Below are 26,055 nucleotides of genomic sequence, written 5' to 3' on the forward strand. Positions count from 1 at the left end.
AGAGCACTTAACAACGGGAGGTACTACGAACTTACAGCAACGTCGGAAAACTCGGTCTAGCTGTTTCCGACGCTCGCGCGTCCGTGCGCTCCGAGGATGCCGACTCGACCGGCACCCGAGTTAAAACCGGGACATCGCTCGCGCGGGCTTGGCTTGTTGCAGATTGCTGGCTAACGCGGCGGCGCCGAACAAGGCCATGGATAACAGCCATTGCTCCAACACCAATCCAAAAATGCCGGCTGAAAAGAACGCGCCGGTCGCGATATCTCTGTATAAAGAGTCGGCCTTTTTCATTTCTGCTCCTAGACTGCATCGAGTCGGTTAGTGAAGTTGGTTTCACTTTAGGCCTGAGCGGATTTATTTACAATACGCATTTTTACAGATTTAAAATTTCCAAATAAGAAACAAAATTCTTCCCACAAGGACAGTCGCTCTTGTTAATATCTTTAGGATTGGCTGGAAACCGTCATTAACTTGTAAAGACGGCCGGGAATGGCGTCACCGGCTGGGAGACGACAAGTACGCTTAGGCCTCGTTCTCGCGTCAATCCATGCGTCGCAAAACCGTCAGCGGCGCTTGCCGCACCACGCCGCGCACGCCCCAGAATCCCGCCAACCCCACGCCCAGCATGCCGATCAACGGCAACGCCAGCCACAGCGTCACGTTGGGCCGGTACTCGATCTGCATCACTCGGTTATACAAGGCAAACAACACCGCTTCCGACGCGATCACAGCCAATACGCCGGCCGCTCCGCCCAACACCGCGAACTCGATCCAATGGCCGCGCCGCAAGAAGCCGCGGCCGGCACCGAGCGTGCGCAACAAGGCGCTCTCGCGGATGCGCCGGTCCAGGCTGGCGTAAACCGCCGCGAACAATACGGTAAACCCGGCGGCCAACGCGAAGTACAGCAAGACGTCGATGGCGCGGGTCAGTTGGGTCAGGATGGTTTTGAACTGCTTCAACAACAGATCGACTTCCAGGATCGTCGTCGCCGGAAAGCGCTTGACCAAACCGGTCAACAGAGATTTTTGCGATTCGTCCAGATAAAAGCTGGTCATGTAGGTGGCCGGGAAGCCGGTCAACGTGCCGGGCGAGAAAATCATGTAAAAATTCGGCTGCATCGTATCCCAACGCACGCTGCGCAGATTGGCGACCGTCGCGGTCAAGCGCTCGCTACCGACCGTGAAACTCAATCGGTCGCCGGGATGAATCCCGAGATTGTCGGCCAGCTTTTGTTCGACCGATACCAGGCCGGGCGCCAAGCCCCGCCAGGCGTCGCCGGCGACGACGCGGTTATCCTCGGGCAATTGCTCGGCCCAGGTCAGGCTCAGTTCGCGTTGGGTCGCCGCTTCGCCGGTGCTGTCCTTACTAACTCGGCGCTGCACCGCTTCTTGATTGATCTCGATTAGACGTCCCCGCACCACCGGGTAGAACGGGCTGGCGGTGATGCCGAGTCCAGCGATGTCCCCACTAAAACCGCCGACCTGGTCCGGCAGAATGTTAAGCGCAAAGTGGTTGGGCGCCTGGTCCGGCAATTGCTTTTGCCACTCGGCGATCAAATCGGACCGTACGGTAAAGCTCAAGGCCATTGCCGCCAGGGTTACGCCGAAGGCCAGGATTTGACCGATGCCGGCTGGGCCGTGACTGATCAGGCCGCGCAAGGCCATGCGCCAGCCCAGATTCATGGCCGGCAGCGCGCGGCGGGCGGCCCGCAGCAGGCCGTAGAGCAACAAGCCCAGCAGCGCCAAGGTCAGCGCGCCGATGCCGAGTATCGTCGCGGTCATTTTCCAATCGCCGGTATAGCGCCAGATCAACGCGCCGACCACGCTCAGCGCCAGCCCGTAAATCAACCAGCCGCTGGCCGGCATCGGTTCCAGATCGCGGCGCAATACCCGCAGCGGCGCGACCCGGCGCAGCCGCAACAGCGGCGGCAATGCAAATCCCAGCAGAATCGCCAGCCCGGTGGCGAAGCCGAAACCGACCGCCAGCCAGCCGGGGTCGGCAACCCGCGCCGGCAATAAATCGCGCAGCATCAGGAACAAGCCGTGCTGGGCCAGCCAGCCCAGCAGCGCGCCGCTGCCGCTGGTAACGATACCCAACATTAAAAATTGCCCCAAGTACAGCGCCACGATTTCACCCTGCTTGCAACCCAGGCAGCGTAACAGCGCGGTAGCGTTGAAATGCCGCTCGGTATAGCGGCCGGCGGCCATCGCGATCGCGACGCCGGCGATTAAAATCACCACGACGCTGGACAGGCCCAGATAGCGCTCGGCCCGGCTCAACGCCGAATCCAGTTCCGGCCTGTCGTTGCGCACGTCCAGCAGGCGTTGCGACGGGTTCAACTGCGGCTTCAACCAGTCGCGGTAGGCGTTCAGCGCCGTCTCGTCGCCGCTGAATTGATACGCGAAGCGCACCCGGCTGCCTGGTTGAACCACGCCGGTCGCGGCCAGATCGGCCAGCGCCATCATCACCCGTGGCGAGAAACTGTACAGATCGCCGCGCCGATCCGGCTCGTAGCCCAGCACTCGAGTCACGGTCAGCACGGCCTCGCCGACGGTCAGCCGGGCGCCCGGTTCCAGTTTCAAAGCTTGCAGCACCCGCTTGTCGACCCAAACGGTGCCGGGTTCCGGACCGGCGTGGACTTCGCTCAACTGATCGAACGCGCCGTCGCCGGTTTTCAGATAGCCGCGCAACGGATAACCGCCGCCGGTCGCCTTGATCGAGGCCAACAACATCTCGCCGTTCTCCAGCAACATGCTTGGGAATTCGACGGTTTGCGATTGAGCCAAGCCCAGTTCGCCGGCCTTGCCCAGCCATGCCGGATCGATCGCGGCCGGGCCGGCGACGGCTAGGTCGCCGGCCAGAAATTCGGCGGCCTGCAGCGTCATCGTGCGCTGCAGTCGGTCGGCGAACAGCGCAATCGCGGTCGAACTGGTCACCGCGATCAGCAAGGCCATCACCAACAGGGTCAATTCGCCGGAACGGCCGTCGCGCCACAGCATTTTCATCGCCAAGCGAAAGCGCTTCATACGATGCTCCCGGCTTCCAGCCGTATCGTGCGCTGGCAACGCGCCGCCAAGCTCATGTCGTGGGTTACCAGAATCAGGGTCGTGTGTAACTCCTGGTTCAATTCGAATAATAATTCGACGATGTGCGCACCGGTGTTGCTGTCCAGATTGCCGGTCGGCTCGTCGGCGAACAAAATCGCCGGCCGGCCGACGAAGGCTCGCGCCAACGCGACGCGTTGCTGTTCGCCGCCGGACAGTTGCCGAGGCGTATGTTGCAGCCGCTTACCTAGGCCGACCCGCTCCAGCAAGGTTCGGGCGGCCGGTTCGGCGTTCGCGTTCCCGGCCAGCTCCAACGGCAGCATGACGTTTTCCAGCGCGGTCAAGGCCGGCAGCAATTGGAAGGACTGGAACACGAATCCGACCAACTCGTTGCGCAGCGCGGCCCGGCCGTCTTCGTTCATTTGGGTCAAATCGCGGCCGGCAACGATCACCGAGCCGCTACTCGGGGTGTCCAGCCCGGCCAGCAGACTCAACAGCGTGGACTTGCCCGATCCGGATTCGCCGACGATCGCGATGCTTTCGCCCGGCTTGATGATTAAATTCACCGATGCCAAGATATGCAAATCCCCATCCGAGGTGGGAACGGTTTTGCCGAGACCTTCGGCGACAATGACAGGTAGAGCGGCTGTGCGATTAATTGACATGACTGGAATGGTCCTTGCGATGGTATTAAGTGTGGCACCCGCCGGGGCCGTGGCTAAGACGATCGTGGTGTTGGGAGACAGTATTAGTGCCGGTTACGGCATCGAAGTTCAGCTCGGCTGGGTCGCGCTGCTGCAAAAAAAACTGGTCGACGCCGGCAGCCCCCATGCGGTATTCAACGAGAGTATCAGCGGCGACACGTCGGCCGGCGGCTTGGCGCGTTTGGAGTCGATCTTGGCGCGTCACAAGCCCGATGTCGTGGTGCTGGAGTTGGGTGCCAACGACGGTTTGCGCGGCCTGTCGCCGCAAGAAATGAAGCGTAATCTGACCGAAATCGTCAACCGCTCGCGACACATCGGCGCTGAAGTGTTGTTGCTGGCGATGAAGATTCCCCCCAATTACGGCAAACGCTATATCGAGATGTTTTACGAAGTTTACCCGCAATTAGCCGGCGAGCTACAGTTGGCATGGGTGCCGTTCATTTTGGAAGACATTGCGCTGAAACCGGAACTGATGCAGGCCGACGGCCTGCATCCCAACGCCGACGCCCAACCGCTGCTGGTCGAGAAAATTTGGCCGTCCTTGCTTCCGCTGCTGAAATAGCCGCCGTCAACCGGCGATGAACGGCGACTTCCAATCGCCGGAACGGTAGCGTTCCAGATTGTCGCGAAATACCCCGGCGCCGCGGTATTCCCAATACCCGGACAATTGGCCGAGGTTGTTGCAAAAACTGCGGACCATGACGATGACCGGCACGTAAAACCAATAGCTGGGCCGCAAGTCGGGGTTGTTGCGCTTTAAGGTGGTGATGACCGGATTGACCAGCGTGAAAAACATGAAGCTCAGTACCGCCATCGCGATCAACCAAAAACCGAAGAAACCGAAGCCCAGCAGCAGCGCCAGCATCCAGATCACGTGGTTGCGCAAGTGATAGAACACCGTTTTCAAGTCGGTTTGGCCAATCCGCCCGGTCCCCTTGCCGTACAAATAATATTGCTTGGCGAGTTTTTTCAGATTTGGGCGCGGGCGCCAGGAGATGATGGCTTCCGGCGCCACCGCCACCTTGCAGCCCAAGGCCTTGGCGCGCTGGGCGAATAAGGTGTCCTCGGCGGTATACAGCCATTCCGGATAACCGCCGGCGGCCAGCCAGACGCTTTTACGAAACGCCGAATTCCGGCCGTGAAACACCCGTTCCTCCTCGTTGGCGGCGTTGCCCGACGTGGATAGTTTGCCGGCGAAGAACTCGAAGTCGTTGATGCTTTCGACATTCCTGACCCCGGTCACGGCGCCGTAGTTCGGGTCGTTCAGCAAGGGTTGCACCAGCGCGGCCAGCCAGCCGTCCACCGGCCGGCAACCGCCGTCGGTGACGGCGACAATATCGCAATGGCTGCGGGCGATCGCGATATTGCGGCCCTGGGCAATATTGACGCCCGGCTCGACAAAGAACTTAACGTTGCGATGTTCGGCCGCGTAAGCGTTCAGCACGTCCAATGTACCGTCGCTGGAGCCGCCGTCGACGATGACGATTTCATCGGCGCGCAAGCTTTGCCGCAAGAAAGCGTCCAGCAATTGCCGAATGCTTTCGCGTTCGTTTAACACCGTGGAAATGATGGCTATAGTTGGTCTTTGCATGGGCTGCACACTTACCTTTTGGGGTTGATCGGAGCGACTCCGCCGCTACAAAGGATTGTCGAAATAGTCGCCGTCGAGTCCGCTACGATACCAAGCTTCCGTTACGGCGGCGGGTAACGGCGGCTCGCTAAAAACATGGTAACGATTGCCCTGCGACGGCAGGGCCTCGTAACCCAGGTCGCGAAACACCGACGTCAGCCAGGGCGCCGCGACTTCCAGGTTGATCCAGGTCATACCGATTTCCCGCCAGTAGGCATATAGACGATACAGCAAGGCCGGCAGGGCTTCGCTGTCGTCGAGCCGGTAAAACACATCGCGCAACACCGCCATGTCGATCCCGTCGCCGAAGGCTTGCCGGTGCCAGACGGCGTAAGCTCTCAATCGCCCGCTAGCGTCGCGCAAACCCATTAGTTTCAACGGACAAGTCGGAAAATCGAATATACGCCAATTCAAATACCGGCTGCTTCTTTCCAGACAGGAGACATAGCCGCCGCGTGCCTGGTTCCACAATACGTCGTACTCGTCGCCGCAACGGGTTTCCTCGGTCAGATTGAAGCCGGCGCGGCGCAGTTTGGCATCGCGAAGCAACAGACTCAAATCGAACAGCGAGCCGATGATTCGGCCGGCCGAAGTGCCGACCCGTTTTTGCCACGAGGCCTTGAAGCTGCTCCGCAAGCGGAAAAAATCGTTGCTGTCGCCGCCGATCGCCGCGTACCCGAGTTTCCGGTAGGCTTTTTGGGTAACGACGCCGGCCGAGGTACTGCTGGTCATCGCCGCGAAATGTCGGCATTGATCGATCAGCTCGGTCCCTATACCGCGACCGCGATAGGTCGAATCGACACTGGTGTTGGCGGCGAAGGCGATAACGGTCGATTGGCCGTCCAGCCACCACGGCTGGGCGAAGATGGCCCGAAACCCGATCAGTTTGCCCTGGTCCCGGACCCCGACGCCGATACCCGGAAATGCGGCCTGCCACGGGTTGTTGAGAATTCGGCGCTCCAACCAATCGCCGACGCATTCCGGCGTTTGCTGAAACTCGGTAAAACTGTTCAATACCACCTGAATGCAGTCCGGAATATCGGCCGGACCGATGAATGAATAGCTGAAATTGTCTGCCTGATCGGGCTTGGACATGGAGATTCTCTAAAACTGGACGGAAAACGCGGCGGCCCAAGGCTCGCGCGCTACCCGGCAATCATAGTAGAAGCCCGGCGGCTTTGCCAGCGCCGGCGCCGCCAGTCCTTAAGTCCGGCTCTCCATTCAAGCTCGCGCTAATCGCTTGCCGACGGCCGCCCGTTTTTGTAAGCCCAGTAAAGTCAGCATGCCGCTTAGAAACAGCCAGGCGGCCGACGGCAACGCGCCTTTTAGATCGATAGATCGGGTCTCCTCGACGATCGGTTGAAACACGCTATTCAGTAACAGGGGAAAGTCGATGTCGATACTGCTAGTACTGACGCTACCGATTGCCGTGATCGCGCCGCCCAAGGTTTGCTCGGCTTCGAATCGAACTTGTTCGAAAACCGCTTCCGCTAAATCCCGAGCGGCGCCGACGCTAAGCGGCGCGGCGTCGGCGGCAAGCGCGGCGCCGCCTAAACCGATGCTTTCGTTACCGTTGGCCGGCGTGAGATTGGCCGCTAAACCCGCGTCCGCCCATAATGGACAGACTAACAAAATAACAGTCGAAAACCGCGTGATGCTCTCCATATAAACTCCCTATCAATATTCCAAAACCGATGGCTCGTGTGTTTCCCCTTCGAACCCGCGCGATCGGCCGCTTCAACAAGCCGGACTCAGGCGACCGTCATCCCGATCAGTAGTTTAGCAACTAACACGCCAGATGCCAGTCTCGATGGCCCATTTTTTTCAGGCTGACCGTGGCTTCCGGCGAACTGGCTCCAGGACTCGCCGTGACGAATGCTGGATTGCCGACAAATATTGCCTGGCACTTGTTGCACATACAACAATTCGGTCGGCGCCGACATTGATCGCCGCGAAGGTCCGCCCCGGCACGTCCCGAATCTCAGGGAAATCCCTCAGGGAAATACGGTTGAAAGATCGGCGCAACTTGCTACAGTAGCCGGCAGGTCGCCAACTCAAGGACTGCCGCCATGCTACGCAAAATCCTGATCGCCAATCGCGGCGAAATCGCGGTGCGGATCATTCGCGCCTGCGCCGAAATGGGTATCCGCTCGGCGGCGGTCTATACCGAGGCCGACCGGTTTGCATTGCACGTCAAGAAGGCCGACGAGTCGTATTGCATCGGCAGCGAGCCGGTCGCCGGCTATCTCAATATCTACGGTTTGGTCGATCTGGCGCTACGCACCGGTTGCGATGCCATCCATCCCGGCTACGGATTTCTGTCGGAAAACGCGCTGTTCGCGACCGCCTGCCAGGAACGCGGCCTGGTCTTCATCGGCCCGTCCGCCGAAGTGATCCGCAAGATGGGCGACAAGACCGAAGCTCGCGCGGCGATGCGGGCCGCCGGCCTGCCGGTCACGCCCGGCAGCGACGGCAACGTGGCCGATGTGGAACAGGCGCTGCAAGTGGCGGACGCGATCGGTTATCCGGTGATGCTGAAAGCCACTTCCGGCGGCGGCGGGCGCGGCATCCGCCGCTGCGACAGCCCGGACGAACTGCGCCAACAGTATCCGCGGGTGATTTCCGAAGCCGGCAAGGCCTTCGGCAGCGCCGAAGTGTTTTTGGAAAAATGCGTCGTCGATCCGCTGCATATCGAGGTGCAAGTCCTGGCCGACCAATTCGGCAATACCATCCATCTCTACGAGCGCGATTGCTCGATTCAGCGCCGCAACCAGAAGCTGATTGAAATCGCCCCGTCGCCGCAACTCGACGAAGCCCAACGCCAGTATCTGGGCGGTCTGGCGGTGATGGCGGCCAAGGCGGTCGGCTATACCAACGCCGGCACCGTCGAATTTTTGCTGGATCCCGACGGCCGCTTCTACTTCATGGAAATGAATACCCGCGTCCAGGTCGAACACACCATCACCGAGACCATCACCGGCGTCGATATCGTCGAAGAGCAGATTCGCGTCGCCGCCGGTCTGCCGCTGCGCTTTCGCCAGGAGGAAATCGTTCGGCGCGGCTATGCGATTCAATTTCGGGTGAACGCCGAAGACCCGCAGAACAGCTTTCTACCCAGCTTCGGCCATATTTCCCGCTACTATGCGCCGGGCGGGCCGGGCGTGCGCACCGACACCGCGATTTATACCGGTTACGAAGTGCCGCCGTTTTTCGATTCGATGCTGGCCAAGGTCATCGTCAGTGCCATGACCTGGGAAGACGCGCTCAATCGCGGCGAACGGGCGTTGCGCGACATGGGCTTGTTCGGCATTAAGACCACGATCCCGTATTACCTGGAAATCCTGCGCCATCCGGATTTTCGGCGCGGCCGCTTCAATACCGGTTTCGTCGAGGCGCACCCGGAATTGGTCAACTACTCCAACAAACCCCGCCCGGAAATTCTCGCCAGCGTGCTGGCGGCGGTGGTTGCGTCCCACACCGGCCTGTAAGCCGAGGAGCTAGCGATGAAAAAAGTCTATGTTACCGACGTGATTTTGCGCGACGCTCATCAATCGCTGATCGCCACCCGCTTGCGTACCGAAGACATGTTGCCGGCCTGCGCGCTGCTGGACGACATCGGCTATTGGTCGCTGGAATGCTGGGGCGGCGCCACCTTCGACGCTTGTTTGCGTTTTCTGAAGGAAGATCCGTGGGAGCGTTTGACTAAACTGAAAGCCGCGCTGCCCAACACCCGGCTGCAAATGCTGTTGCGCGGCCAGAACTTGCTCGGTTACCGGCATTATTCCGACGACGTGGTACGTAAATTCGTCGAAACCGCTGCCCAAAACGGCATAGACGTATTCCGGGTTTTCGATGCGCTGAACGACATCCGCAATCTGGAAACCGCCGTCGCGGCCGCCAAGACCGCCGGCAAGCATGCCCAGGGCACGATTTGCTACACCACCAGCCCGGTCCACGATATCGCCAGTTTCATCGCGCTGGGCAAGGGCTTGGCCGATCTCGGCTGCGACTCGATCGCGATCAAGGACATGGCCGGCCTGTTGACCCCCTACCGCGCCGAGGCATTGGTCAAGGCCTTGAAAGATGCGGTCGATCTGCCGCTGCATCTGCATGGTCACGCCACGGCCGGATTGGCCGAAATGTGCCAGCTCAAGGCCATCGAGGCCGGCTGCGAGCACGTCGATACCGCCTTATCGTCCTGGGCCGGCGGCACCAGTCATCCGCCGACCGAAAGCCTGGTCACCGCGTTGCGGGGTAGCGAATACGACACCGGCCTGGACTTGGACAAATTGCAGGCGGTTAATCAATACTTCGCCGAAGTCCGCAAGAAATACCGGCGCTACGAAAGCGAGTTCACCGGCATTGACACCCGCGTCCACATTTTTCAGGTGCCGGGCGGGATGATTTCGAACCTAGCCAATCAACTGAAGGAACGCAACGCGCTGGACCGGATCGGCGAGGTGTACCGGGAGATTCCGGCGGTGCGCAAGGACTTGGGCTATCCGCCGCTGGTGACGCCGACTTCGCAAATCGTCGGCACCCAGGCGGTCTTGAACGTGTTGACCGGCAAGCGCTACGAGACCATCAGCAACGAGGTCAAACGCTATCTGCACGGCGGTTACGGCAAGGCGCCGGCGCCGGTCGATCCGGAACTGCTAAAGAAGGCGGTTGGTAAGGAGGAGCCGATCGAGTGCCGACCGGCCGATCTGCTGAAGCCGGAATTTGTACATCTGCGCGGCGAGATCGGCCATCTGGCGTTGAACGACGAAGACGTGCTCAGTTACGCGATGTTTCCGGAAATCGGCAAGCAATTTTTGGAATTGCGTTCGACCGGCAATTTGGTCCCGGAACCTCTGGAACTGGAGGCCCCGCCGGAGGCTGTGGACAGCAAGAAAGCGCCGACCGAATTCAACGTCGCATTACACGGCGAGTCCTATCACGTCAAAGTCACCGGCGCCGGCCCCAAAAACCAGAGCCTGCGGCATTTTTACTTCACCGTGGACGGCATGCCGGAAGAAATCGTCATCGAAACCCTGGACGAAATCGTGCTGGATGGCGGCGCCCAGGGTGCGGTGAAAAGCGCGATCGCCAGCAAGCGGCGCAGGCCGGCCGCGCCAGGCGACGTGGTCACCAGCATGCCTTGCAACATCATCGACGTATTGATCCGCGAAGGCCAAAAAGTCGTGGCCGGCCAGGCCTTGCTGGTGACCGAAGCGATGAAAATGGAGACCGAAATCACCGCCCCGCTGGCCGGCACCGTCAAGGCGATTTTCGTTGCCAAGGGTGATGCGGTGAATCCGGACGAGGTGTTGATCGAAATAATTTAACACCCAACCGCCGGCTCGGAAGGTAAAATAGGCCGTTTGCTATCGAGACCGGCATCCTCCAAACACAACCAGCCGCGCGCGGCCGGGAGGAGCAACCGGCTCCAGTCTCATCGTTTATCTAGCCGGCAAAGACATTGACTCCGACTCCCGTCACCGAACAATCGATTAATCAGGCCGCCGATTTGTTGCGGCGCGGCGAATTGGTCGCCTTTCCGACCGAAACCGTCTACGGCCTGGGCGGCGATGCCGCCAATCCGGCTGCGGTCGCCAAAATTTTCGCGGCCAAAGGCCGGCCGGCCGACCATCCGCTGATCGTGCACATCGCCTCGGCCGAGCAACTGACCGAATGGGCCGTCGAGATTCCGGACGCGGCGCTGAAACTGGCCGCGCAGTTCTGGCCAGGCCCGCTGACGATGATTTTGAACAAGCGCCCGGACGTGCCGGACGCCGTGACCGGCGGCCAAACCACGATCGCGGTGCGGGTGCCGTCCAACCCGGTCGCGTTGCAGTTATTGCAAGCCTTCGGCGGCGGGATCGCGGCGCCGTCGGCCAACCGCTTCGGCCGGATCAGCCCGACCCAGGCCGGCCACGTCGCCGAGGAATTGGGCGATCGCGTCGCCTGCATTCTGGACGGCGGCGCTTGCTCGGTCGGCGTGGAATCGACGATCATCGATCTCAGCGACGGCCAGCCGGCCATCCTGCGGCCGGGCCGGATCACCCGCAGCCAGCTCAAGGCCGCGCTGGGTACCGAAGTCCGCCTGTCGCCGCAGAGCAAAATCCGCGCGCCCGGCATGCTGGCGGTACATTACGCGCCGAATACGATGGCCTTGCTGTGTCCGGCCGATACCTTGATCGCGATGACCGACGAGCTGTGCGGCCAGGGTAAGCGCATCGGCATTCTGGCCTTCAGTCCGGCCATCGCCGAGATTCCCTGCCCGAACCTGATCAAATTGCCCGAGCAAGCCGAACACTACGAAAGCGCGCTGTACAGCGCCTTGCGCGAATTGGATAGCCGGCAACTGGACACGATTTTGATCGAGCAACCGCCCGACAGCGAAGCCTGGGCCGCCGTCAACGACCGTTTGAGCAAAGCCACGGTGTGAAATGACCGACGCCGAATGGATGCGCCACGCCATCCGCCTGGCGCAACGCGCCGAAGCGCAAGGCGAGGTGCCGGTCGGCGCGCTGTTGGTGCTGAACCAGCGCTGCATCGCCGAAGGCTGGAACCAGCCGATACAAAGCGACGATCCTACCGCCCACGCCGAAATCGTCACTCTGCGCAAGGCCGGCCGGGCGCTGCATAACTACCGCTTGATCGACACCACCTTGTACGTGACGCTGGAACCCTGCGTAATGTGCATGGGCGCCATCGCCCACGCCCGCGTCAAACGTCTGGTGTTCGGCGCTTACGATCCTAAGCGCGGCGCGGTCTGTCATGCCCTGCAACTCAGCGACGCGCCGTTTTTGAATCATCGGGTGGAATGGAGCGGCGGCGTGCTGGAGGCCGACTGCGCCGAACTACTCAGCGATTTTTTCCGAGCCCGGCGCCGTTAACGACATGCATCAGTTTCTGGGTCGAAGTAGGTCGAAATGGTGCAAACTCAGGGGGATATCGTAGACTCCCCGAAAATTGGCGCTGGTAACGCGCCGGTTTGACCGCACCGAGAATTCCGTCGGGCGCAAAGGCTGCGGCCTGCCATGCGACGGTCGTGTGGGGCTGGGGCTTGGTAGCGCCTCACCCGTTTCTGGAACCAGCCAAAGAGAGCAAGCGATGGGAAAGCGTTACACCGAATTGTCCGATAAACACATGCAATTCATCCGCGAACAAAAGCTGTTTTTCGTCGGCACCGCCACGGCCGACAGTCGGGTTAATATCTCGCCCAAGGGCATGGACTCGTTCAAGGTGCTGGGGCCGGCACGGGTGGCCTGGCTGAACGTCACCGGTAGCGGTAACGAAACCGCCGCCCACGTGCGAATCGCCCCGCGGATGACGATCATGTTTTGCGCCTTCGTCGGTTCGCCGTTGATCTTGCGCTTATACGGCAACGCCCGCGTCGTGCATCCGGGCGATGCCGACTGGCCGGACTTGTTCGGCAAATTCCGGCCGCTACCCGGCGCCCGGCAAATCTTCGATGTAGAAATCGACTTGGTGCAGACTTCCTGCGGCATGGCGGTGCCGTTTTTCGATTACGCCGGCGAACGCGAACAGTTGTCCGATTGGGCCGCTGATCAAGGCGAGGCCGGCATCCGTCGTTATTGGCACGACAAAAACCAGCTCAGCATCGACGGTCTTCCGACTTATATCGTCGAAAAAGGCCACTGAAATCGCCGAGTACAAACCGAGGTTTGCAGGCCAACCCGCCACGTCGCGGAGTACAAACCTAGGTTTGTATTCCAATCATCGGTGAATCGGCCTTTGGCGTGGCTTAGATGCTACCCGGTTTCGTTGTCTTCAAGCATTGCTCCCCCGCGTTGGCGATAACGCCAGACCGCCAAGCCACGGAGTACAAACCTAGGTTTGTACTCCTACCGGCGCCAAAACGAGATTGGCCCGGCTTAAAGCTTATCCAGTGAACAGACCGCTCTCTTTGCCATCGCCGCCGGTTTTCGCCTATGCTAAGCGGCTGATTCCACTCAATGGCTCGTTACCATGCACGTTACCCTCGTTCACGTCCACGTCAAACCCGAACATATCGACGACTTCATCGCCGCCACCCGTTTGAACCACTTGGCCTCGGTGCAAGAGGCCGGCAACCGCCGTTTCGATGTCCTGCAAACGCCAGACGACCCCAGCCAATTTATCTTGTACGAAGTCTATGCCTCAGCCGAAGACGCGGCCGCGCACAAGCAGACCGAACATTACCTGGTCTGGCGCGACACGGTCGCAGACTGGATGGCCGAACCGCGCCGGGGCGTGCCGTATAAAGCCTTGTTTCCGGAGGCTTGAGCATGCAGACTTTCAAACCGTTTTACATCGCCCGCCTGCCGCGCATTTTGTTCGGGCGCGGCCGCCTGAACGAGGCGCCGGCCTTGATCGCCGGTTACGGCCGCAAAGCCTTGCTGGTCACCGGCAAGCAGTCGTTTTTCGGCACGCCGGGATGGCAAAGCTTTATCGACGCGTTGGCCGGGCAAGGTGTGGCATGGCAACATTGCACGGTGTCCGGCGAACCCTCGCCGCAATTGATCGACGACACGGTGAGCCGATTCCGTAGCGAAAATATCGACGTCGTGGTCGCGATCGGCGGCGGCAGCGTATTGGACGCAGCCAAGGCCATCGCCGGCCTGCTGCCTAGCGGCGACTCGGTGATGGATTATCTGGAAGGCGTCGGCCGCAACCAAACCTATCGCGGCCCCAGCACGCCGTTCATTGCCGTACCGACCACCGCCGGCACCGGCAGTGAAGCCACCAAAAACGCGGTGCTCAGCGTGCAAGGCCCGGACGGCTTCAAAAAATCGTTTCGCGACGAATGTCTGGTGCCGGAATTCGCGATTCTCGATCCGGACTTGCTGGCGACCTGCTCGCCGGCATTGATCGCCGCCGACGGCATGGACGCGTTGACCCAATTGCTGGAATCCTACGTGTCGGCCAAGGCCAATCCGTTCACCGACGCGTTGGCCTGGAGCGGCATGCAAGCGGTCAAGTCCGGATTCTTCGCGGCCTGGCGCGGCGTGGAACCGGACGCCGGCGAAGGCCGCGCGGCAATGGCCTATGCGGCGCTGTTGTCCGGGATCACGCTGGCGCAAGTCGGCCTGGGTTCGGTACACGGCCTGGCGTCGCCGCTGGGCGCTTTCTTCCCAATCCCGCACGGCGTCGTGTGCGGCACACTGGTCGCCGCCGCCACCGAGGTTAACATCCGCGCGCTGCAAGCCCGCGAACCGGCCAATCCGGCCTTAGTTAAGTATGCCCAAGTCGGCCGCCTACTGACCGGCGACGATGCGCTGGACGACCAACAAGCCCGCGATGCGTTGATCGCGCTGCTGGCCGACTGGAGCGACACCTTGCAATTGGACCGCCTCGGCGCCTACGGCATCGCCGAAGCCGACTTCCCGCTGATCGTCGCCAACGCGCGAGGCAGCAGCATGCAGACCAATCCCATCGTATTGACCGACGAAGAGATTGGGGAGATTCTGGCGCGGCGGATTTGAGTCGAATGAGCCGTCCGGAATGGCGACGCCCCTGTATTGTCTCGGGATTCAATGAGCGCGAAGCGATGGATTCCGTTTTCGGAGGTTTAAGTTCCCTTCGGCTCCGCTCAGGGAACGAACGACAGGTTCTCCGGCGCAGCGGTGAGTTCCCTGGATGGATTTCGCCTTCGAGTTTTAAATTCCCTTGGGCGCCGCTCAGGGACCGAGCGACACGTTCTGCGGTACAGCGGTGAGTTTCCTGGATGGATTTCGCCTTTGAATTTTAAATTCTCTTGGGCTCCGCTCAGGGAGCGATCGACACGTTCTCTGGTACAACGGAGCGTTCCCTGAATGGATTTCGCCTTTGAATTTTAAATTCCCTTGGGTTCCGCTCAGGGAACGACCGACACGTTCATCGGCACAGCGGAGCGTTCCCTGAATGGATTTCGCCTTCGAGTTTTAAATTCCCTTGGGTTCCGCTCAGGGAGCGACCGACGCGTTCTGCGGTACAGCGGTGAGTTCCCTGAATGGATTTCGCCTTCGAGTTTTAAATTCCCTTGGGTTCTGCTCAGGGAACGACCGACACGTTCTGCGGTACAGCGTGCGTTCTACGGCACACCGCGCGTTCCCTGAGCGGAGCCGAAGGGAACATGCCGGTGGGTTCAACCCCTTACAAGCCCGATCTATAAACCACAAAACCCAGGCATTCACCAAAAACGGGAGTACACAGTGAGTTCGAAACGATATTTTAATCATCCGCTATATGCGTTTTTTCTGATTTCGGCCTTGCTATCCGCCTGCGCCGCTAATCAGCCCGAGCCACCCGCTAAACCCATCGCCGAGACTGCCACGGTCAGCGAACCGGCGGTTTCCGAGCCGTCGTTGCCGGCCGACCAAAAAACCGGCCCGATCGACGTGTATATCCTGCCGCTGGACGATTTTTCCGACGACGCGGCGGTCGAGGTGGCGAAGATTGTCGGCCGGGAATTCGGCATCTGGGCGAAAGCCAGTTTGCCGCTCGGCGCGCTGGCAATCCAAGCCTTTCCGGGCACCCGGCAATTCGCGGCGGAAGACATTTTCGAGCAAGCCCGCGCCGTGATGCGGCGCCTGCCGGAAACCGACCCCAACACTCATTTCGTGTTTTTGACCAATCGCGACATCAACAGCCGTACCCGCAATTTCCGTTTTCAGTTCTCACATCACGATCGGGTGTGCCGCTGCTCGGTGATCTCCACCGCCCGCATGCACCAGCCGGGCGACCGCAATGCCAACCAGGCTGCCGCGACCCGGCTGTTGAAAATGACCAAGCGCGCGATCGGCGAAATGGATTTCGGCTGGACCCGCTCCGCCGACATCAAGGACCTGATGTACGCGCCGATCATGAGCCTGGACGATCTCGACGCCATCGGCGACCGCCACCCGCCGATTCCGTTGCGTTGAGATTGCGCTAATCCTGTCGCCTTAGGCGCGTTTTGCTAGCGTCAAGTCACCAATGGAGCACGCCGCGCCGGTTGTATTGGTAGCTGTAAGCGCCGTCGCTGGTGGTGTTGCCGGCGGCATCCCGTTCTCGCCGACTGTGCCAAGCGGCCGGGGCGTGCCGTGCGATTGGCGTAGCGAAATCGCACGAATGCCGGCTTTCGTTCCTCCGATTACGCTTCGCTAATCGGAGCTACGCGGGCTACATGTGCATGTTCCTGCTGTCCGGGAACGTGTGGATTATCAATCCAAACTGTTGTGCCACCACCAAGATCAATAGGTTGACCAGAACTGGCAAGACCTTCCGGATCAATAAGGTTACCGGGTTATTCTCAACATAGGTGTATATGTTTGGTCACTTCGTCGTAGGCCTATATTCTGTAGCTAGTTCCCATGCATCCGGTTCATTACAGGCATTTCTAGTCACCTTACTATCTGAGTCAACAATCTCAAATATCATGTTCCTATCTTTATTAGGCTTGCTTCGTAACTTTAATGATTTAGAAAGCTCTTTCTCTATCCCGCTTGAGCTTCGGATATAACCATAAGTGCTTGGTAACTGAATATTCAAACCAGTATCAATACCAAAGAATGTTAGTTCTTGACCTATTTTAAAGTTAAATAAATGCTCTGTATTATCAAACCATGTGCAGACTAAGCGCTTTTCATTTTTGACAACATGACCTTTATATTTCTTTATAACCTCAACTTCTAAAATGCCTATCTGTTTAGTACCTAAGCCAACGACAAGCCCTTTTTCAATCGTCTTTTCATTTAGAACTTTTCCAATAAAAATGGTATCTGATTGAGTTACAACACGATTCATTACATTTTGGAATGATTCAATAGGGTACTTAGAATACGCGTTACTAGATAGCAACAGAAAAACTATAAAAATCAATTTCATTGCTTTAAGGCCTCTTCACGTTGTTTGCTATAGTATTGAATTTGTTCTGGAGATAAGTTTGGATAATCCTTTTGGAGTTTAGCGGGCGTTGGCATAGAAGTGCCATAAGCTTTATATTCAAGAATATAAGCGTCCATTTCAGTATAATTCAGTGGTTTAGAATGCGAAACCTCGTGAAGTAAAGTGCTAGGTAGTGAACCGCATTTGCCAGGGTTAAAAGCATTTCTTAGATAAATATCCGGGTCATTATTTGCCCCGCAATAATTTTTGTTTTTCTCTGGTTTCTTACAAATGAAATTTGCAGTTTCAAGGGCTTGGGAAAAACCAGGCCCAATTCCCTGTTTATTAGCAGCGTCCTGTGCATTTGCAACTGCTTTGTCAATCAATTCACACTGAGCATCATTACAACCTGTTTTGCTATACAAGCCTAAAGGATCAGTCCATCTTAGTGGATTATTTAAAGCATAGGTGTAAGTATTAATGCCCCCCAACACCCCAATCGGATCGGAGGAGATATAGCGGCCGGTCTTGGGTTGGTAATACCGGTGCATATTGTAGTGCAGACCGGTTTCGGCGTCGTAATACTGGCCGGGGAAGCGCAGGTTGAGCTGGGTGATTTGGCCGTTGCCGTCCGGGTCTTGATTGGGCGCGGTGGCGCCGAAGGCTTCGTGGGTCCAGCGCCAGACCACGTTGCCCTGGCTGTTGCTGGCGTCGCTCGGGCTGCCCAGCGCGTCGGTGTGCAGTATCAGGCTTTCCAAGGTGCTGGCGGCGCCGGCCGCGGTGACTTGGGTTTTGAAGCGCGCCACCGGCCGCTCGCCGCGCCAGACGTAGTCGAGGGCGAGCCAGTTGCCTTGGGCATCCTTGCCGATTTCCGCCAGCAATTGGCCGCCGGGGCCGTATTGATACACGGTTTTACCGCCGCTCAAGGTTTTTAACGTGCGCTGGCCCAGGGCGTTGTAGCTGTAGTTCGCGACCGCCGCCCCGCTTTGGTAAACCCGGTACAGCAGGCCGCGGCGGTTGTATTGGTAGCTGTAAGCGCCGTCGCTGGTGATGTTGCCGGCGGCATCCACGCCAATGGCCACGCCGCCTTGCTGAGTCAGGCGGTTGCCGGCCGGCGCGTAGGCGTAGCTTTCGGTCGCACCGTTGGCTAGGACAGGCTGTGAACTCTATAGCGCCACCGAGAAGGCAATTGTGGAAGTTTAATCGACATTCGTAGCGGCGGACGTGCCCGACTAGAAGGCTTGCGCCGGCTCTGCTATGCTTGTCGCCGCTGGCGTTTTCAGTTAGACCATTCTTTCAGTCAGTTCGGAAACAGTCCTAATCACCCAGCAGTCGGTCCCGGCTTGCGATGACGAGCGAACAGTCACGCTTAGCGGGCCACTACCCGAGCGCGTGTTTCGGGTAAGGCATAACGAAATCCAATCCCTCCAGGAGTTTTTATGAATAAAAGTTGCGCGTTTGTAGCAGGAATTGTTCTGTTTTTTTCCGGTTTGACCGCCCATGCCGAAGCCGGCTTCATAGCGGACGCCAACCGCTACGACATTGCCTACGATACAGTGCGGCAAGTACTGTTTATCAGCGGCGGCACCACTGTTCGGCGGTACGACATGGTCGCTAAAAAGTTTCTAACGCCGATTACGTTGGGTGGCCAAACCGCCGGCATGGACATTTCCGCCGACGGTAAATTGCTGGCGGTCGCCAATTTGTCGCGCGGGGCCAAGCAAAACTTTATCGACGTTATCAATTTGCGCACGCTCGCGGTAAAAAGGGTCGGCTTCGATTTGAGTTTCGGCGAGGGCGGCACCTTTACCGTGGCGTTCGACGAATTGAGTAATATCCTGGTCTCCAGCAACTACGAAGGCTCGGGCTGGGTGCCGCTGCGGAAAATCAATTACTTCACCAAGGCGGTCTCGGAATTGGGTTCGGTCAGACAAAACAGCATGTTGGCCGCATCGGCGGATAGGCATACGATAGCGGTCGCCGAGTCCAATATCTCCAACGGCGCCTGGGGCGTTTACAAAGCCGGAGACGAGCAATACCAATCGAATAACGCGACCAATTGGTTTAATTTCGAGATCGGCATTTCTTATACTGGCAGCCAAATCGCTGTTCCCACCTACGGCGGCACCATCATCCTGGACAGTAAACAAGTCTTCCCGGCGGTTGGCGAATACGCCGGCGTAACGCCGATCGGCGCGGCTTACGCACCGGTAGGGAACAAGGTGTATTTCCCAATGGCAAATTCCGATTACATCTCAGTTTATAACTCGGACACAATGACTGAAGTCGCTCAGATCAAAGTGCCCGGCAATTTCGACTGGAACGGCAATTTCGCCTTCGGCGAGGGCCGCGTCAAGGTTGCCTCGGACAATTCGTTTTTGTTTTCCACGCTGGATTCCGGGGTTTATTTCGCGCCGTTGCGGACGCCGGCCCAGTAATTCGCTAGTCTTCTCACGCTCAGCGGCTTGCCTTGGCTGGCCGCTGTTTGGCGGGCATCGTCGTGCGCTTGCGCCAGTGGTCTTGTGCAAGCGCCTCCAAAGCTATCTCTTCGGAGTTCTCATGAAAACCACCACTCAGCAACGCGAACATCTGGAAGCCTTGATCGGCCGGGCCGAGCAGGAAGCCAAGCGCCGGCCGCGGCGTTATCGGGCCAAGGTCGGCTTGCTGGCGCTACTGGGTTATTTGGTGATCTTCGGCATGCTGTTTACCTTGGTGGCGATCAGTGTCGGCATCGGTTGGGCGGCGCTGGCGAGTACCACGTTCGCGATATTGCTGCTGAAGAAGAAATTGATCGTTGTCATTCTGGCGATGATTTACGTGTTGCTGCGGGCACTGTGGGTGAAGTTCGAGCCGCCGACCGGCTACCGTTTGACCGCCAAGCACTATCCGAAATTGTTCGAACGCTTGAAAACGCTCAGCCGGCAATTGCGCGCGCCCAGGATTCATCAAGTCATTTTGACCCCGGAATACAACGCCGCGATCGTGCAAACCCCGCGCTTGGGCGTGTTCGGCTTTCCGAAAAACACGCTGTTTTTGGGTTTGGAATTGTTGCTGAGCCTGTCGCCGGCCCAGGCCGAAGCGGTGATCGCCCACGAATTGGGCCACTTGTCGGCTGCCCACAGCCGATTCGCCGGCTGGATTTATCGGGTGCGCTTGAGCTGGCAACGCATCGTCGCCGGATTGGAGCGTCAACAAAACATCGGCGCCTCGCTGATGCGGCGGTTTTTCGATTGGTATGCGCCCACCTTCGCCGCCTATTCCTTCGCGCTCGCTCGCACCAACGAATTCGCGGCCGACGCGGTGGCCGCGCAACTGACCAGCCGCCACGATGCCGCGCAAGCCCTGGTCAATACCTACGTGGTCAGCGGCTTGGTCAACGAGCATTTCTGGATGCCCTTTCTGAAGCAGGCAGACACTAGCGAGCTGCCCACGGCGCCTTTCAAACCCTTGCGCGATTTCCTGCGTCAGCCGCCGTTCGAAACCGCCGATTTGCACGCCAAGGTCGCCGAAGCCTTGAAGGTCGCCACCGGCCATTACGACACTCATCCGGCGCTGAGCGACCGGTTGCAAGCCCTGCAAACCGAGGCGCCGTTGCCGAAAATGCCGGCCGACTCGGCCGCGCGGGCGTGGCTGGGCGGCGAACTGGACCGGATCTTGGCGGATTTCGACGCCGATTGGCTGAAAAACAACGACGACAAATGGCGGGAGCGCTACCGCTATTGCCAGGAAGGCCGGCAAACCTTGGCGGAATTGTCCCAACAGGCTTCCGAAACCCTCAGCGCCGCGCAACATTGGCAATTGGCGGTGTTGACCGAGGAATTCGCGCCGGACATCGATCCGCTACCGCTGTTTCAAAGCTATCGCGCCGCCCACGCCGATGCGGACGCCGATTTTGTAATCGGCCGGCTGCTGCTGAAAAGCGATGACAGCGCCGGCATCGCGGCCATCGAGGCTGCCATCGCCGCGAAGCCGGAGTTGACGCTGGAGGGTTGCCGCTGGCTGGACTATTTCTACCGGCGGCGCGGCGACGAAGCCGCCGCCGATGATTGCCTGAAACGGGCCGAGCGGCAGATGGACATCAACCGGGCGGCGGGGCTGGAGCGGGATACGCTGACCCGCAAGGATAGGTTCGTCAAACCGCGGGCGGACGAGGCCACGCTGGCGGCGATTCGCGCTGCCGCGGCCGAAGTGGCCGGCGTCAAACGCGTTTGGCTGGCCGAAAAGCCGATGCAACACTATCCCGAAGCCAAGACGTATGCCGTGGTATTCGCCAAGTCCGCTTTCGCCAACGAGAAGAAATTGACGCGACAATTGTTGGAGCGTCTGTCGTTGCCGCACACGCTATTCGTGCTGGCCAAGTCCGGGTCGCATGCCGCGATCGCCAAGCGCGCGATCAAGGCGGGTAGCGAGATATATCGGCGGTAGATGCGGCGTGTCGCGGAATGTTATCGGTCGCCCCCCCCACTGTTTCGAGAATGCCTTAGCGGCGAGTGGCGGTTGCTGGGCGGAGCTGAGGTTGCTGAGCGGAGCCGAAGCAAAGCCGCTTCAATGAGGCCCGGCGGGTGCCGGGGAATGCGACGCAGGATGGAACATACAAGGGTACGCACTGCGTACCCCACATCTATCAGATGGAATAGCCCAGTAGTCGCCGCGGCGTTATTGGGGAAGCTGATTCGGGATGAAGCGGATTTTCTAGTGTATTTCAATTGTATTCATAATAGACCGACAAAACTAACTGGTTAATGCCGTTAAAAGGCTGGCCATACTCGACTTGTCACCAATGCGTCTAACGCGACGTCCATCCTCTAACTTTGGCACGAATTGATGAAGACTTATATCGAATTGACTAGCTTTAACATACAGCCATTTTAGGAGATCAATTATGCGAGCGCTTCAATTTCCCGTAGCGATTGCGCTATTTTTTTGTTTTCTATATGCCGCAAATGCTAACGTATATCTTAATGAAATAAACGAGATTGACAATGACGAGATTGGCGTAGTCATCAATATGAAGTATTACCCGAGGGACAAACTTGTTGTATACTCATTTGAGGTCTCAAACAAAGGCAAAAACCCAATATTCTTGCCTCCCAAATATGACGCAACGACTCCACCGCACAAAGGTTTCGATCCTTTTTGCGATATCGAGCTTAAAATCAACGACCGATGGGTTCACTGGATCGATAATCGTCGAGTTCCGGGTTGGGAAAAACAGAATGGCGGCATGACTTATTCCCAATTTTATGTAGGCACACTTCGTGTGAATGCTCAACCCATACCATTAGAAACAAATAATCGGGAAATAAAATTTCGTTCAGTACCGACTTTTCCACAAGCCATTCGAGTAAGTTTTCCTTATAAAACCAAATTGCAAGATAAGGACGAAAAAATCGCAATTTTTGTTTTAGAACAAAAATCCCTGGAAGAATACCGAAAACTGTTGTCTGAATAAGCCAAGAAAATAGCCTCGATGGAATCGAGGATTCGAAGACATCCCCCTGCAAGTCGCCGATGTTAGTCTCGTGACAGAACCGCCGACACCCTCGATTCTGCTAACTTTGCATCGAGGCTACGCAATACCAACCAGTACGAACCTACCGCGTTGTTTCCGGCTTCTCTACGGTGATAAGCTTATGCCTGTACCCGTGGTACGCGATGCATCACGACCGCTTGTGAAGCTGTGACGGCTTTACCGGCGTCCCCCTTTCGGAGTCTAGCCGGATGAAAACCCTGCCCCTCAACCACGCCTTCACGTTGATCGAACCCGGCCCGGTGGTGTGGGTGACGACCAACGACGGCCGGCGCGACAACGTGATGACGGTTTCCTGGACCATGGTGCTGGACTTCTCGCCCAAATTCGCGATCGCAACCGGGCCGTGGAACCATTCCTATCAAGCGTTGCGCGACACCAAGGCCTGCGTGCTGGCGATTCCGACGCTGGACTTGCTCGACCGGGTGGTCGGCATAGGCATTTGCTCGGGCAGCGATACCGACAAATTCGCCAAATTCGGTTTGACCGCGCTACGCGGCCAGCACGTCGCGGCGCCTTTAATCCAAGAATGCTTAGCGAACATCGAATGCCGGGTGATCGACATCGTCGAACGCCATAACATCGTCGTGCTGGAAGGGCTGGCCGCTTACCTGGACGACGAACGCGCGGAACGCCGCACCCTGCACGCAGTCGGCGACGGCAGTTTCGTTGCCGACGGCATAAAACTGGATCGGCGGGAGATGATGGCGGCGAAATTGCCCGAAGGTATCTGATCGCCCATCCGCAAAAGCGGCGGATTTCGGTCGGTTCCGGCATTCGTTTTTAGCGACGACGCTAGCGCGGCGGGTTCATGCCGCCGCTTGCGGTCTGGAACGCGACGACGGATGTTCCGAACTCGGCGATTCTGGTTTCGAGCTCTCCGACAAAACCGTCGAGCTTTTTTGGAAAACGTTATCCTGCCGAACGGCAAGGTTTCGGCGACGAGTTCGAACAATCGCGTTATTTTCTAAAAACGCCGTGCTTCGAGCGGCAACGGCCGAGAAACTATCTGTAACGGGCGTGTTCCGAGGCCGAAGTCTCGGGTTCGATCACCCCGCACGCCGCTGCGACGTTCGATTGCCGCAGCTTTAAATCGTGAAATTGCACATAGCTTAGCGCGCAAAAATAGGAACCGACGCAGACAATCCATACACCATAAACCACTTCGCGAATAACGCTGGTTTGTCCATCCGCTCCCCAACCCTCGGTCAGACTGTCTGCTGCGGCACACAATAGTGCCGCAACCAAAGTCGGAGCCAGATAGATCACGGCTGCGGATATCACGTGTCCCCAAGCCAACTTGCAGCTGGCCTGCAATGAGGCATACGCGGGCAAGGCATCGATAACGACAAAATAAGGATAGAAGGCCAGTGAAACCGCTATAGCGGCAGCAAGGTACGCCCCTAATACCACACCGATGACCATTGAAATTCCCATGACGATGGAATTGTCGGCGCCTGACAGGACGGTGGAAATCAACATAGGGATGAAAGACACTGTGCCTATCATCATCATGCCGGTCAATCCAACCAGGATAGACGGCAGAAGTGTGGCAAGAAATAAAGGCCATATCTTTTTTACGCCTATCATGAATACTTGCTTAAAGCTTTCCTCTCGTCCTTTTGCGACACTATCAAAACGTTGAACCATACAGGCGTATGCCCAAAATAAACAAAGCATGGTCGGTAACCAAAGGATTGTTTGTATCGTTTCAATGATAGAGACTGCGTCTGCATTCCTGTCCAACACGCTCGGCAATAGCGCTAAACCCCATTCAACAGAAAAAATCGCCGCCAAAATCCAAAATAAGGCCAATAGTTTGGGCAGGCTTTCGATATACAACTTAATGCTGGTTTCTAAAACGGCATACTTGCCGATAGGTTGCGAAGACAATAATGGCATGACGGCTCCGAAATTAGTTATGGTGGAGTTGCAAGGTCGCCCGCAAATGACAAATACGGCGTTCGGATCGGGGCTATCAATGCTGTAAACAACCGGCACCGCATCGTTCGCGATTGATGCGGTTTACAAACACATTCGCGCCGAACGCCTGATTTCGAACGAACGCTGACCGTTGGCGAGCGGCGTTTCATCCGGCGGCGCTGGACTTTAGGTTGCGCGTCGCCATCCCAGCCGGAACGCTCCCGGCAAAGCGTAAATCGCAGGAAGCGCCCACAACCGCCACACTAGTCAATTAAAAAAGTTAGGGCGCTTTTTTCCAGCCCGCCGCAAGCGCCTGTTCGACGTTATCGAAGCAGCGTTCGCCTTTGCTGAAGTCGATGACCACGCTGGCATAGGTCGGATGGCTGGGTTCGAAGTAGAGTTTGCGATACTTGCCGGAAATATTGCCCTTGACCGGGCAGGCGTTGGCATCGCCGTTGCCGGCGTTCGTATCGCCGCCGCCGGACTGGCCGCCTGTTTGGCCTCCCGTTTGTTCGCCGGGCCTGGGACAGGCAAACGGGGCGAAGTCGCGGTCGTAGCAGATGCGCCATTCCTTGGCGTTGCGGTCGAAGTAAACGCTGTCCTCGGGCAGTTGCGGATTGTGTTGCACGAACCAAGCCTTGCCCTGAGCTTCGTTGGTCATTTGCCGACTCGGCAGATGCAATGCGTTATGCAGCGCCAGGGCTTTATCGAAATAGGCCTCCGGCGTGCGCAGGTGTTGATCGATCATGCAGGTGCCGTGGTTCTCGAATTCGTGCTGCAACAACCACACGCTGGGCGTCATGCAGAAATATTTCGCCAGCAGCGCCCGGTCGATTTTGGGCTGGTCGCCGCCGCAGGCGCGCGGGTAGTCATTGGGCTTGGCCACGCTGCCTTGCGGCCAGAGTCCGTGCAGGATGTAGCCGAAGTGGGCCTTGCCGCCGCATTGCAGATAGTCTTTTTGGCCCGGACGGCGTTGCCCGCCCTTCTGGGCACAATAGCTCGGGGCCCAGGAATAAGACAAAACATAGAACTCCGACGGCCGGTCTTGGGTTGGATCGGCGACCACATTGTAAGACTCATAAGTATCTTTCGGATCGACGCAGTCGGCATGGGCGAGGACGGCGACCAGCGCCAGGCAAACCGCGGCAAACAATTTGGTTCGGGACATGGACACTCCTCTGGGGCGTTATCAGGGTTAAGCCGGCGCGCACGGGACGACGCGCGCTAGACTGATTATGCCGCGAATACTGTGACAAAATGAAGACTTTAACCCACCAATCGGCGGATCGGCCCGGCGCGAGCGGTCGGCGTTCTATCCAAATCAAAATCTCGCGGCATACTAGCCGCTGTCAGTTTAGACCCCAGGCAGGCCATCGCGGGAAAGT

23 protein-coding genes are annotated in these 26,055 nt (G+C 58.2%); 13 read left to right on the forward strand and 10 right to left on the reverse strand.

Going from position 1 to position 26,055, the window contains the following annotated elements; translation table 11 throughout:
- Positions 1-120 precede the first annotated feature (120 nt).
- The 3 genes from ACQE3D_RS23240 to ACQE3D_RS23250 all read right to left on the reverse strand — a co-directional run bounded on the left by ACQE3D_RS23240 (position 121) and on the right by ACQE3D_RS23250 (position 3,713).
- The gene (locus ACQE3D_RS23240) at positions 121-294 is read right to left on the reverse strand and encodes a hypothetical protein (protein WP_281021708.1); all 174 of its coding nucleotides are present in this window, start codon (positions 292-294) and stop codon (positions 121-123) included.
- Between the two features lie 249 nt (positions 295-543).
- Positions 544-3,030 (reverse strand): ABC transporter permease, encoded by a 2,487-nt coding sequence (locus ACQE3D_RS23245; protein WP_313730296.1) that lies wholly within the window; start codon positions 3,028-3,030, stop codon positions 544-546.
- A complete protein-coding gene (locus ACQE3D_RS23250; protein WP_064023871.1) occupies positions 3,027-3,713 on the reverse strand; it encodes an ABC transporter ATP-binding protein in 687 nt (228 codons plus the stop codon). The genes ACQE3D_RS23245 and ACQE3D_RS23250 overlap by 4 nt, the downstream gene beginning before the upstream one ends.
- On the opposite strand from ACQE3D_RS23250, the gene ACQE3D_RS23255 reads away from it, so the two are divergent.
- Positions 3,712-4,314, forward strand: a complete 603-nt coding sequence (locus tag ACQE3D_RS23255) for an arylesterase (RefSeq protein WP_313730295.1) — start codon at positions 3,712-3,714, stop codon at positions 4,312-4,314. The genes ACQE3D_RS23250 and ACQE3D_RS23255 overlap by 2 nt on opposite strands.
- A gap of 6 nt (positions 4,315-4,320) precedes the next feature.
- Here the strand turns inward: ACQE3D_RS23255 and ACQE3D_RS23260 are convergent, their stop codons facing one another.
- From ACQE3D_RS23260 to ACQE3D_RS23270, 3 genes are all read right to left on the reverse strand, one after another.
- Entirely contained in the window at positions 4,321-5,343 is a 1,023-nt protein-coding gene (locus ACQE3D_RS23260; protein ID WP_313730294.1) for a glycosyltransferase, read from the reverse strand.
- Positions 5,344-5,388: 45 nt separating this feature from the next.
- Positions 5,389-6,477 (reverse strand): GNAT family N-acetyltransferase, encoded by a 1,089-nt coding sequence (locus ACQE3D_RS23265; RefSeq protein WP_064023868.1) that lies wholly within the window; start codon positions 6,475-6,477, stop codon positions 5,389-5,391.
- Between the two features lie 126 nt (positions 6,478-6,603).
- The gene (locus ACQE3D_RS23270) at positions 6,604-7,047 is read right to left on the reverse strand and encodes a hypothetical protein (protein WP_071159146.1); all 444 of its coding nucleotides are present in this window, start codon (positions 7,045-7,047) and stop codon (positions 6,604-6,606) included.
- Positions 7,048-7,451: 404 nt separating this feature from the next.
- Between ACQE3D_RS23270 and ACQE3D_RS23275 the strand changes: the two genes are divergently transcribed.
- The 8 genes from ACQE3D_RS23275 (at position 7,452) to ACQE3D_RS23310 (ending at position 16,274) form a co-directional block, all read left to right on the forward strand.
- Entirely contained in the window at positions 7,452-8,870 is a 1,419-nt protein-coding gene (locus ACQE3D_RS23275; RefSeq protein ID WP_313730293.1) for an acetyl-CoA carboxylase biotin carboxylase subunit, read from the forward strand.
- 15 nt (positions 8,871-8,885) lie between these two features.
- Positions 8,886-10,709, forward strand: coding sequence for a sodium-extruding oxaloacetate decarboxylase subunit alpha (gene oadA / locus ACQE3D_RS23280; RefSeq protein ID WP_313730292.1), 1,824 nt, complete (start codon positions 8,886-8,888; stop codon positions 10,707-10,709).
- A gap of 134 nt (positions 10,710-10,843) precedes the next feature.
- Positions 10,844-11,812, forward strand: coding sequence for an L-threonylcarbamoyladenylate synthase (locus ACQE3D_RS23285; protein ID WP_071159142.1), 969 nt, complete (start codon positions 10,844-10,846; stop codon positions 11,810-11,812).
- Between the two features lies 1 nt (position 11,813).
- Positions 11,814-12,263, forward strand: coding sequence for a tRNA adenosine(34) deaminase TadA (tadA, locus tag ACQE3D_RS23290; RefSeq protein WP_168028427.1), 450 nt, complete (start codon positions 11,814-11,816; stop codon positions 12,261-12,263).
- A 217-nt stretch (positions 12,264-12,480) separates the two neighbouring features.
- Positions 12,481-13,032, forward strand: a complete 552-nt coding sequence (locus ACQE3D_RS23295; RefSeq protein ID WP_168028425.1) for a pyridoxamine 5'-phosphate oxidase family protein — start codon at positions 12,481-12,483, stop codon at positions 13,030-13,032.
- A gap of 327 nt (positions 13,033-13,359) precedes the next feature.
- Positions 13,360-13,656 carry an antibiotic biosynthesis monooxygenase gene (locus ACQE3D_RS23300; RefSeq protein WP_313730291.1) on the forward strand — a complete coding sequence of 99 codons (297 nt, stop codon included), beginning with the start codon at positions 13,360-13,362 and terminating at the stop codon, positions 13,654-13,656.
- A gap of 2 nt (positions 13,657-13,658) precedes the next feature.
- Positions 13,659-14,855, forward strand: coding sequence for an iron-containing alcohol dehydrogenase (locus ACQE3D_RS23305; protein ID WP_313730290.1), 1,197 nt, complete (start codon positions 13,659-13,661; stop codon positions 14,853-14,855).
- A gap of 708 nt (positions 14,856-15,563) precedes the next feature.
- On the forward strand, positions 15,564-16,274 hold the full coding sequence (locus ACQE3D_RS23310; RefSeq protein ID WP_313730289.1) for a hypothetical protein: 711 nt from the start codon (positions 15,564-15,566) through the stop codon (positions 16,272-16,274).
- 391 nt (positions 16,275-16,665) lie between these two features.
- On the opposite strand, the gene ACQE3D_RS23315 is transcribed toward ACQE3D_RS23310, so the two are convergent.
- Both ACQE3D_RS23315 and ACQE3D_RS23320 read right to left on the reverse strand, forming a co-directional pair.
- A complete protein-coding gene (locus tag ACQE3D_RS23315; protein WP_064028112.1) occupies positions 16,666-17,217 on the reverse strand; it encodes a hypothetical protein in 552 nt (183 codons plus the stop codon).
- Complete coding sequence (locus ACQE3D_RS23320) at positions 17,214-18,299, reverse strand: RHS repeat domain-containing protein (protein ID WP_313730288.1); 1,086 nt, start codon at positions 18,297-18,299, stop codon at positions 17,214-17,216. Before ACQE3D_RS23320 ends, ACQE3D_RS23315 begins: the two co-directional genes overlap by 4 nt.
- Positions 18,300-18,656: 357 nt before the next feature.
- On the opposite strand from ACQE3D_RS23320, the gene ACQE3D_RS23325 reads away from it, so the two are divergent.
- The 4 genes from ACQE3D_RS23325 (at position 18,657) to ACQE3D_RS23340 (ending at position 23,481) form a co-directional block, all read left to right on the forward strand.
- Positions 18,657-19,655 carry a YncE family protein gene (locus tag ACQE3D_RS23325; protein ID WP_313730287.1) on the forward strand — a complete coding sequence of 333 codons (999 nt, stop codon included), beginning with the start codon at positions 18,657-18,659 and terminating at the stop codon, positions 19,653-19,655.
- 121 nt (positions 19,656-19,776) lie between these two features.
- Positions 19,777-21,642: a M48 family metallopeptidase gene (locus tag ACQE3D_RS23330; protein WP_313730286.1), complete on the forward strand. Its 1,866-nt coding sequence runs from the start codon at positions 19,777-19,779 to the stop codon at positions 21,640-21,642.
- 457 nt (positions 21,643-22,099) lie between these two features.
- Entirely contained in the window at positions 22,100-22,669 is a 570-nt protein-coding gene (locus ACQE3D_RS23335; RefSeq protein WP_313730285.1) for a hypothetical protein, read from the forward strand.
- Between the two features lie 269 nt (positions 22,670-22,938).
- Positions 22,939-23,481: a flavin reductase family protein gene (locus tag ACQE3D_RS23340; protein WP_071159117.1), complete on the forward strand. Its 543-nt coding sequence runs from the start codon at positions 22,939-22,941 to the stop codon at positions 23,479-23,481.
- 271 nt (positions 23,482-23,752) lie between these two features.
- Here ACQE3D_RS23340 and ACQE3D_RS23345 read toward each other — a convergent pair whose 3' ends face one another.
- Together ACQE3D_RS23345 and ACQE3D_RS23350 are read right to left on the reverse strand one after the other, a co-directional pair.
- Complete coding sequence (locus ACQE3D_RS23345) at positions 23,753-24,649, reverse strand: hypothetical protein (protein ID WP_313730284.1); 897 nt, start codon at positions 24,647-24,649, stop codon at positions 23,753-23,755.
- Between the two features lie 301 nt (positions 24,650-24,950).
- Complete coding sequence (locus tag ACQE3D_RS23350) at positions 24,951-25,838, reverse strand: ribonuclease T2 family protein (protein ID WP_313730283.1); 888 nt, start codon at positions 25,836-25,838, stop codon at positions 24,951-24,953.
- Between the last annotated feature and the right edge of the window lie 217 nt (positions 25,839-26,055).

This window comes from Methylomonas sp. MS20 (assembly GCF_050275925.1).
In the GTDB taxonomy this organism is placed as follows: Bacteria; Pseudomonadota; Gammaproteobacteria; order Methylococcales; family Methylomonadaceae; genus Methylomonas; species Methylomonas koyamae_A.

Bases quoted from the DNA above. Each gene is read 5' to 3' on its own strand.
- ACQE3D_RS23240 (WP_281021708.1), bottom strand. From the start codon at position 294: ATGAAAAAGGCCGACTCTTTATACAGAGATATCGCGACCGGCGCGTTC.
- ACQE3D_RS23245 (WP_313730296.1), bottom strand. From the start codon at position 3,030: ATGAAGCGCTTTCGCTTGGCGATGAAAATGCTGTGGCGCGACGGCCGT.
- ACQE3D_RS23255 (WP_313730295.1), top strand. From the start codon at position 3,712: ATGACTGGAATGGTCCTTGCGATGGTATTAAGTGTGGCACCCGCCGGG.
- ACQE3D_RS23250 (WP_064023871.1), bottom strand. From the start codon at position 3,713: ATGTCAATTAATCGCACAGCCGCTCTACCTGTCATTGTCGCCGAAGGT.
- ACQE3D_RS23260 (WP_313730294.1), bottom strand. From the start codon at position 5,343: ATGCAAAGACCAACTATAGCCATCATTTCCACGGTGTTAAACGAACGC.
- ACQE3D_RS23265 (WP_064023868.1), bottom strand. From the start codon at position 6,477: ATGTCCAAGCCCGATCAGGCAGACAATTTCAGCTATTCATTCATCGGT.
- ACQE3D_RS23270 (WP_071159146.1), bottom strand. From the start codon at position 7,047: ATGGAGAGCATCACGCGGTTTTCGACTGTTATTTTGTTAGTCTGTCCA.
- ACQE3D_RS23275 (WP_313730293.1), top strand. From the start codon at position 7,452: ATGCTACGCAAAATCCTGATCGCCAATCGCGGCGAAATCGCGGTGCGG.
- oadA (WP_313730292.1), top strand. From the start codon at position 8,886: ATGAAAAAAGTCTATGTTACCGACGTGATTTTGCGCGACGCTCATCAA.
- tadA (WP_168028427.1), top strand. From the start codon at position 11,814: ATGACCGACGCCGAATGGATGCGCCACGCCATCCGCCTGGCGCAACGC.
- ACQE3D_RS23295 (WP_168028425.1), top strand. From the start codon at position 12,481: ATGGGAAAGCGTTACACCGAATTGTCCGATAAACACATGCAATTCATC.
- ACQE3D_RS23300 (WP_313730291.1), top strand. From the start codon at position 13,360: ATGCACGTTACCCTCGTTCACGTCCACGTCAAACCCGAACATATCGAC.
- ACQE3D_RS23305 (WP_313730290.1), top strand. From the start codon at position 13,659: ATGCAGACTTTCAAACCGTTTTACATCGCCCGCCTGCCGCGCATTTTG.
- ACQE3D_RS23315 (WP_064028112.1), bottom strand. From the start codon at position 17,217: ATGAAATTGATTTTTATAGTTTTTCTGTTGCTATCTAGTAACGCGTAT.
- ACQE3D_RS23325 (WP_313730287.1), top strand. From the start codon at position 18,657: ATGAATAAAAGTTGCGCGTTTGTAGCAGGAATTGTTCTGTTTTTTTCC.
- ACQE3D_RS23330 (WP_313730286.1), top strand. From the start codon at position 19,777: ATGAAAACCACCACTCAGCAACGCGAACATCTGGAAGCCTTGATCGGC.
- ACQE3D_RS23335 (WP_313730285.1), top strand. From the start codon at position 22,100: ATGCGAGCGCTTCAATTTCCCGTAGCGATTGCGCTATTTTTTTGTTTT.
- ACQE3D_RS23340 (WP_071159117.1), top strand. From the start codon at position 22,939: ATGAAAACCCTGCCCCTCAACCACGCCTTCACGTTGATCGAACCCGGC.
- ACQE3D_RS23345 (WP_313730284.1), bottom strand. From the start codon at position 24,649: ATGCCATTATTGTCTTCGCAACCTATCGGCAAGTATGCCGTTTTAGAA.
- ACQE3D_RS23350 (WP_313730283.1), bottom strand. From the start codon at position 25,838: ATGTCCCGAACCAAATTGTTTGCCGCGGTTTGCCTGGCGCTGGTCGCC.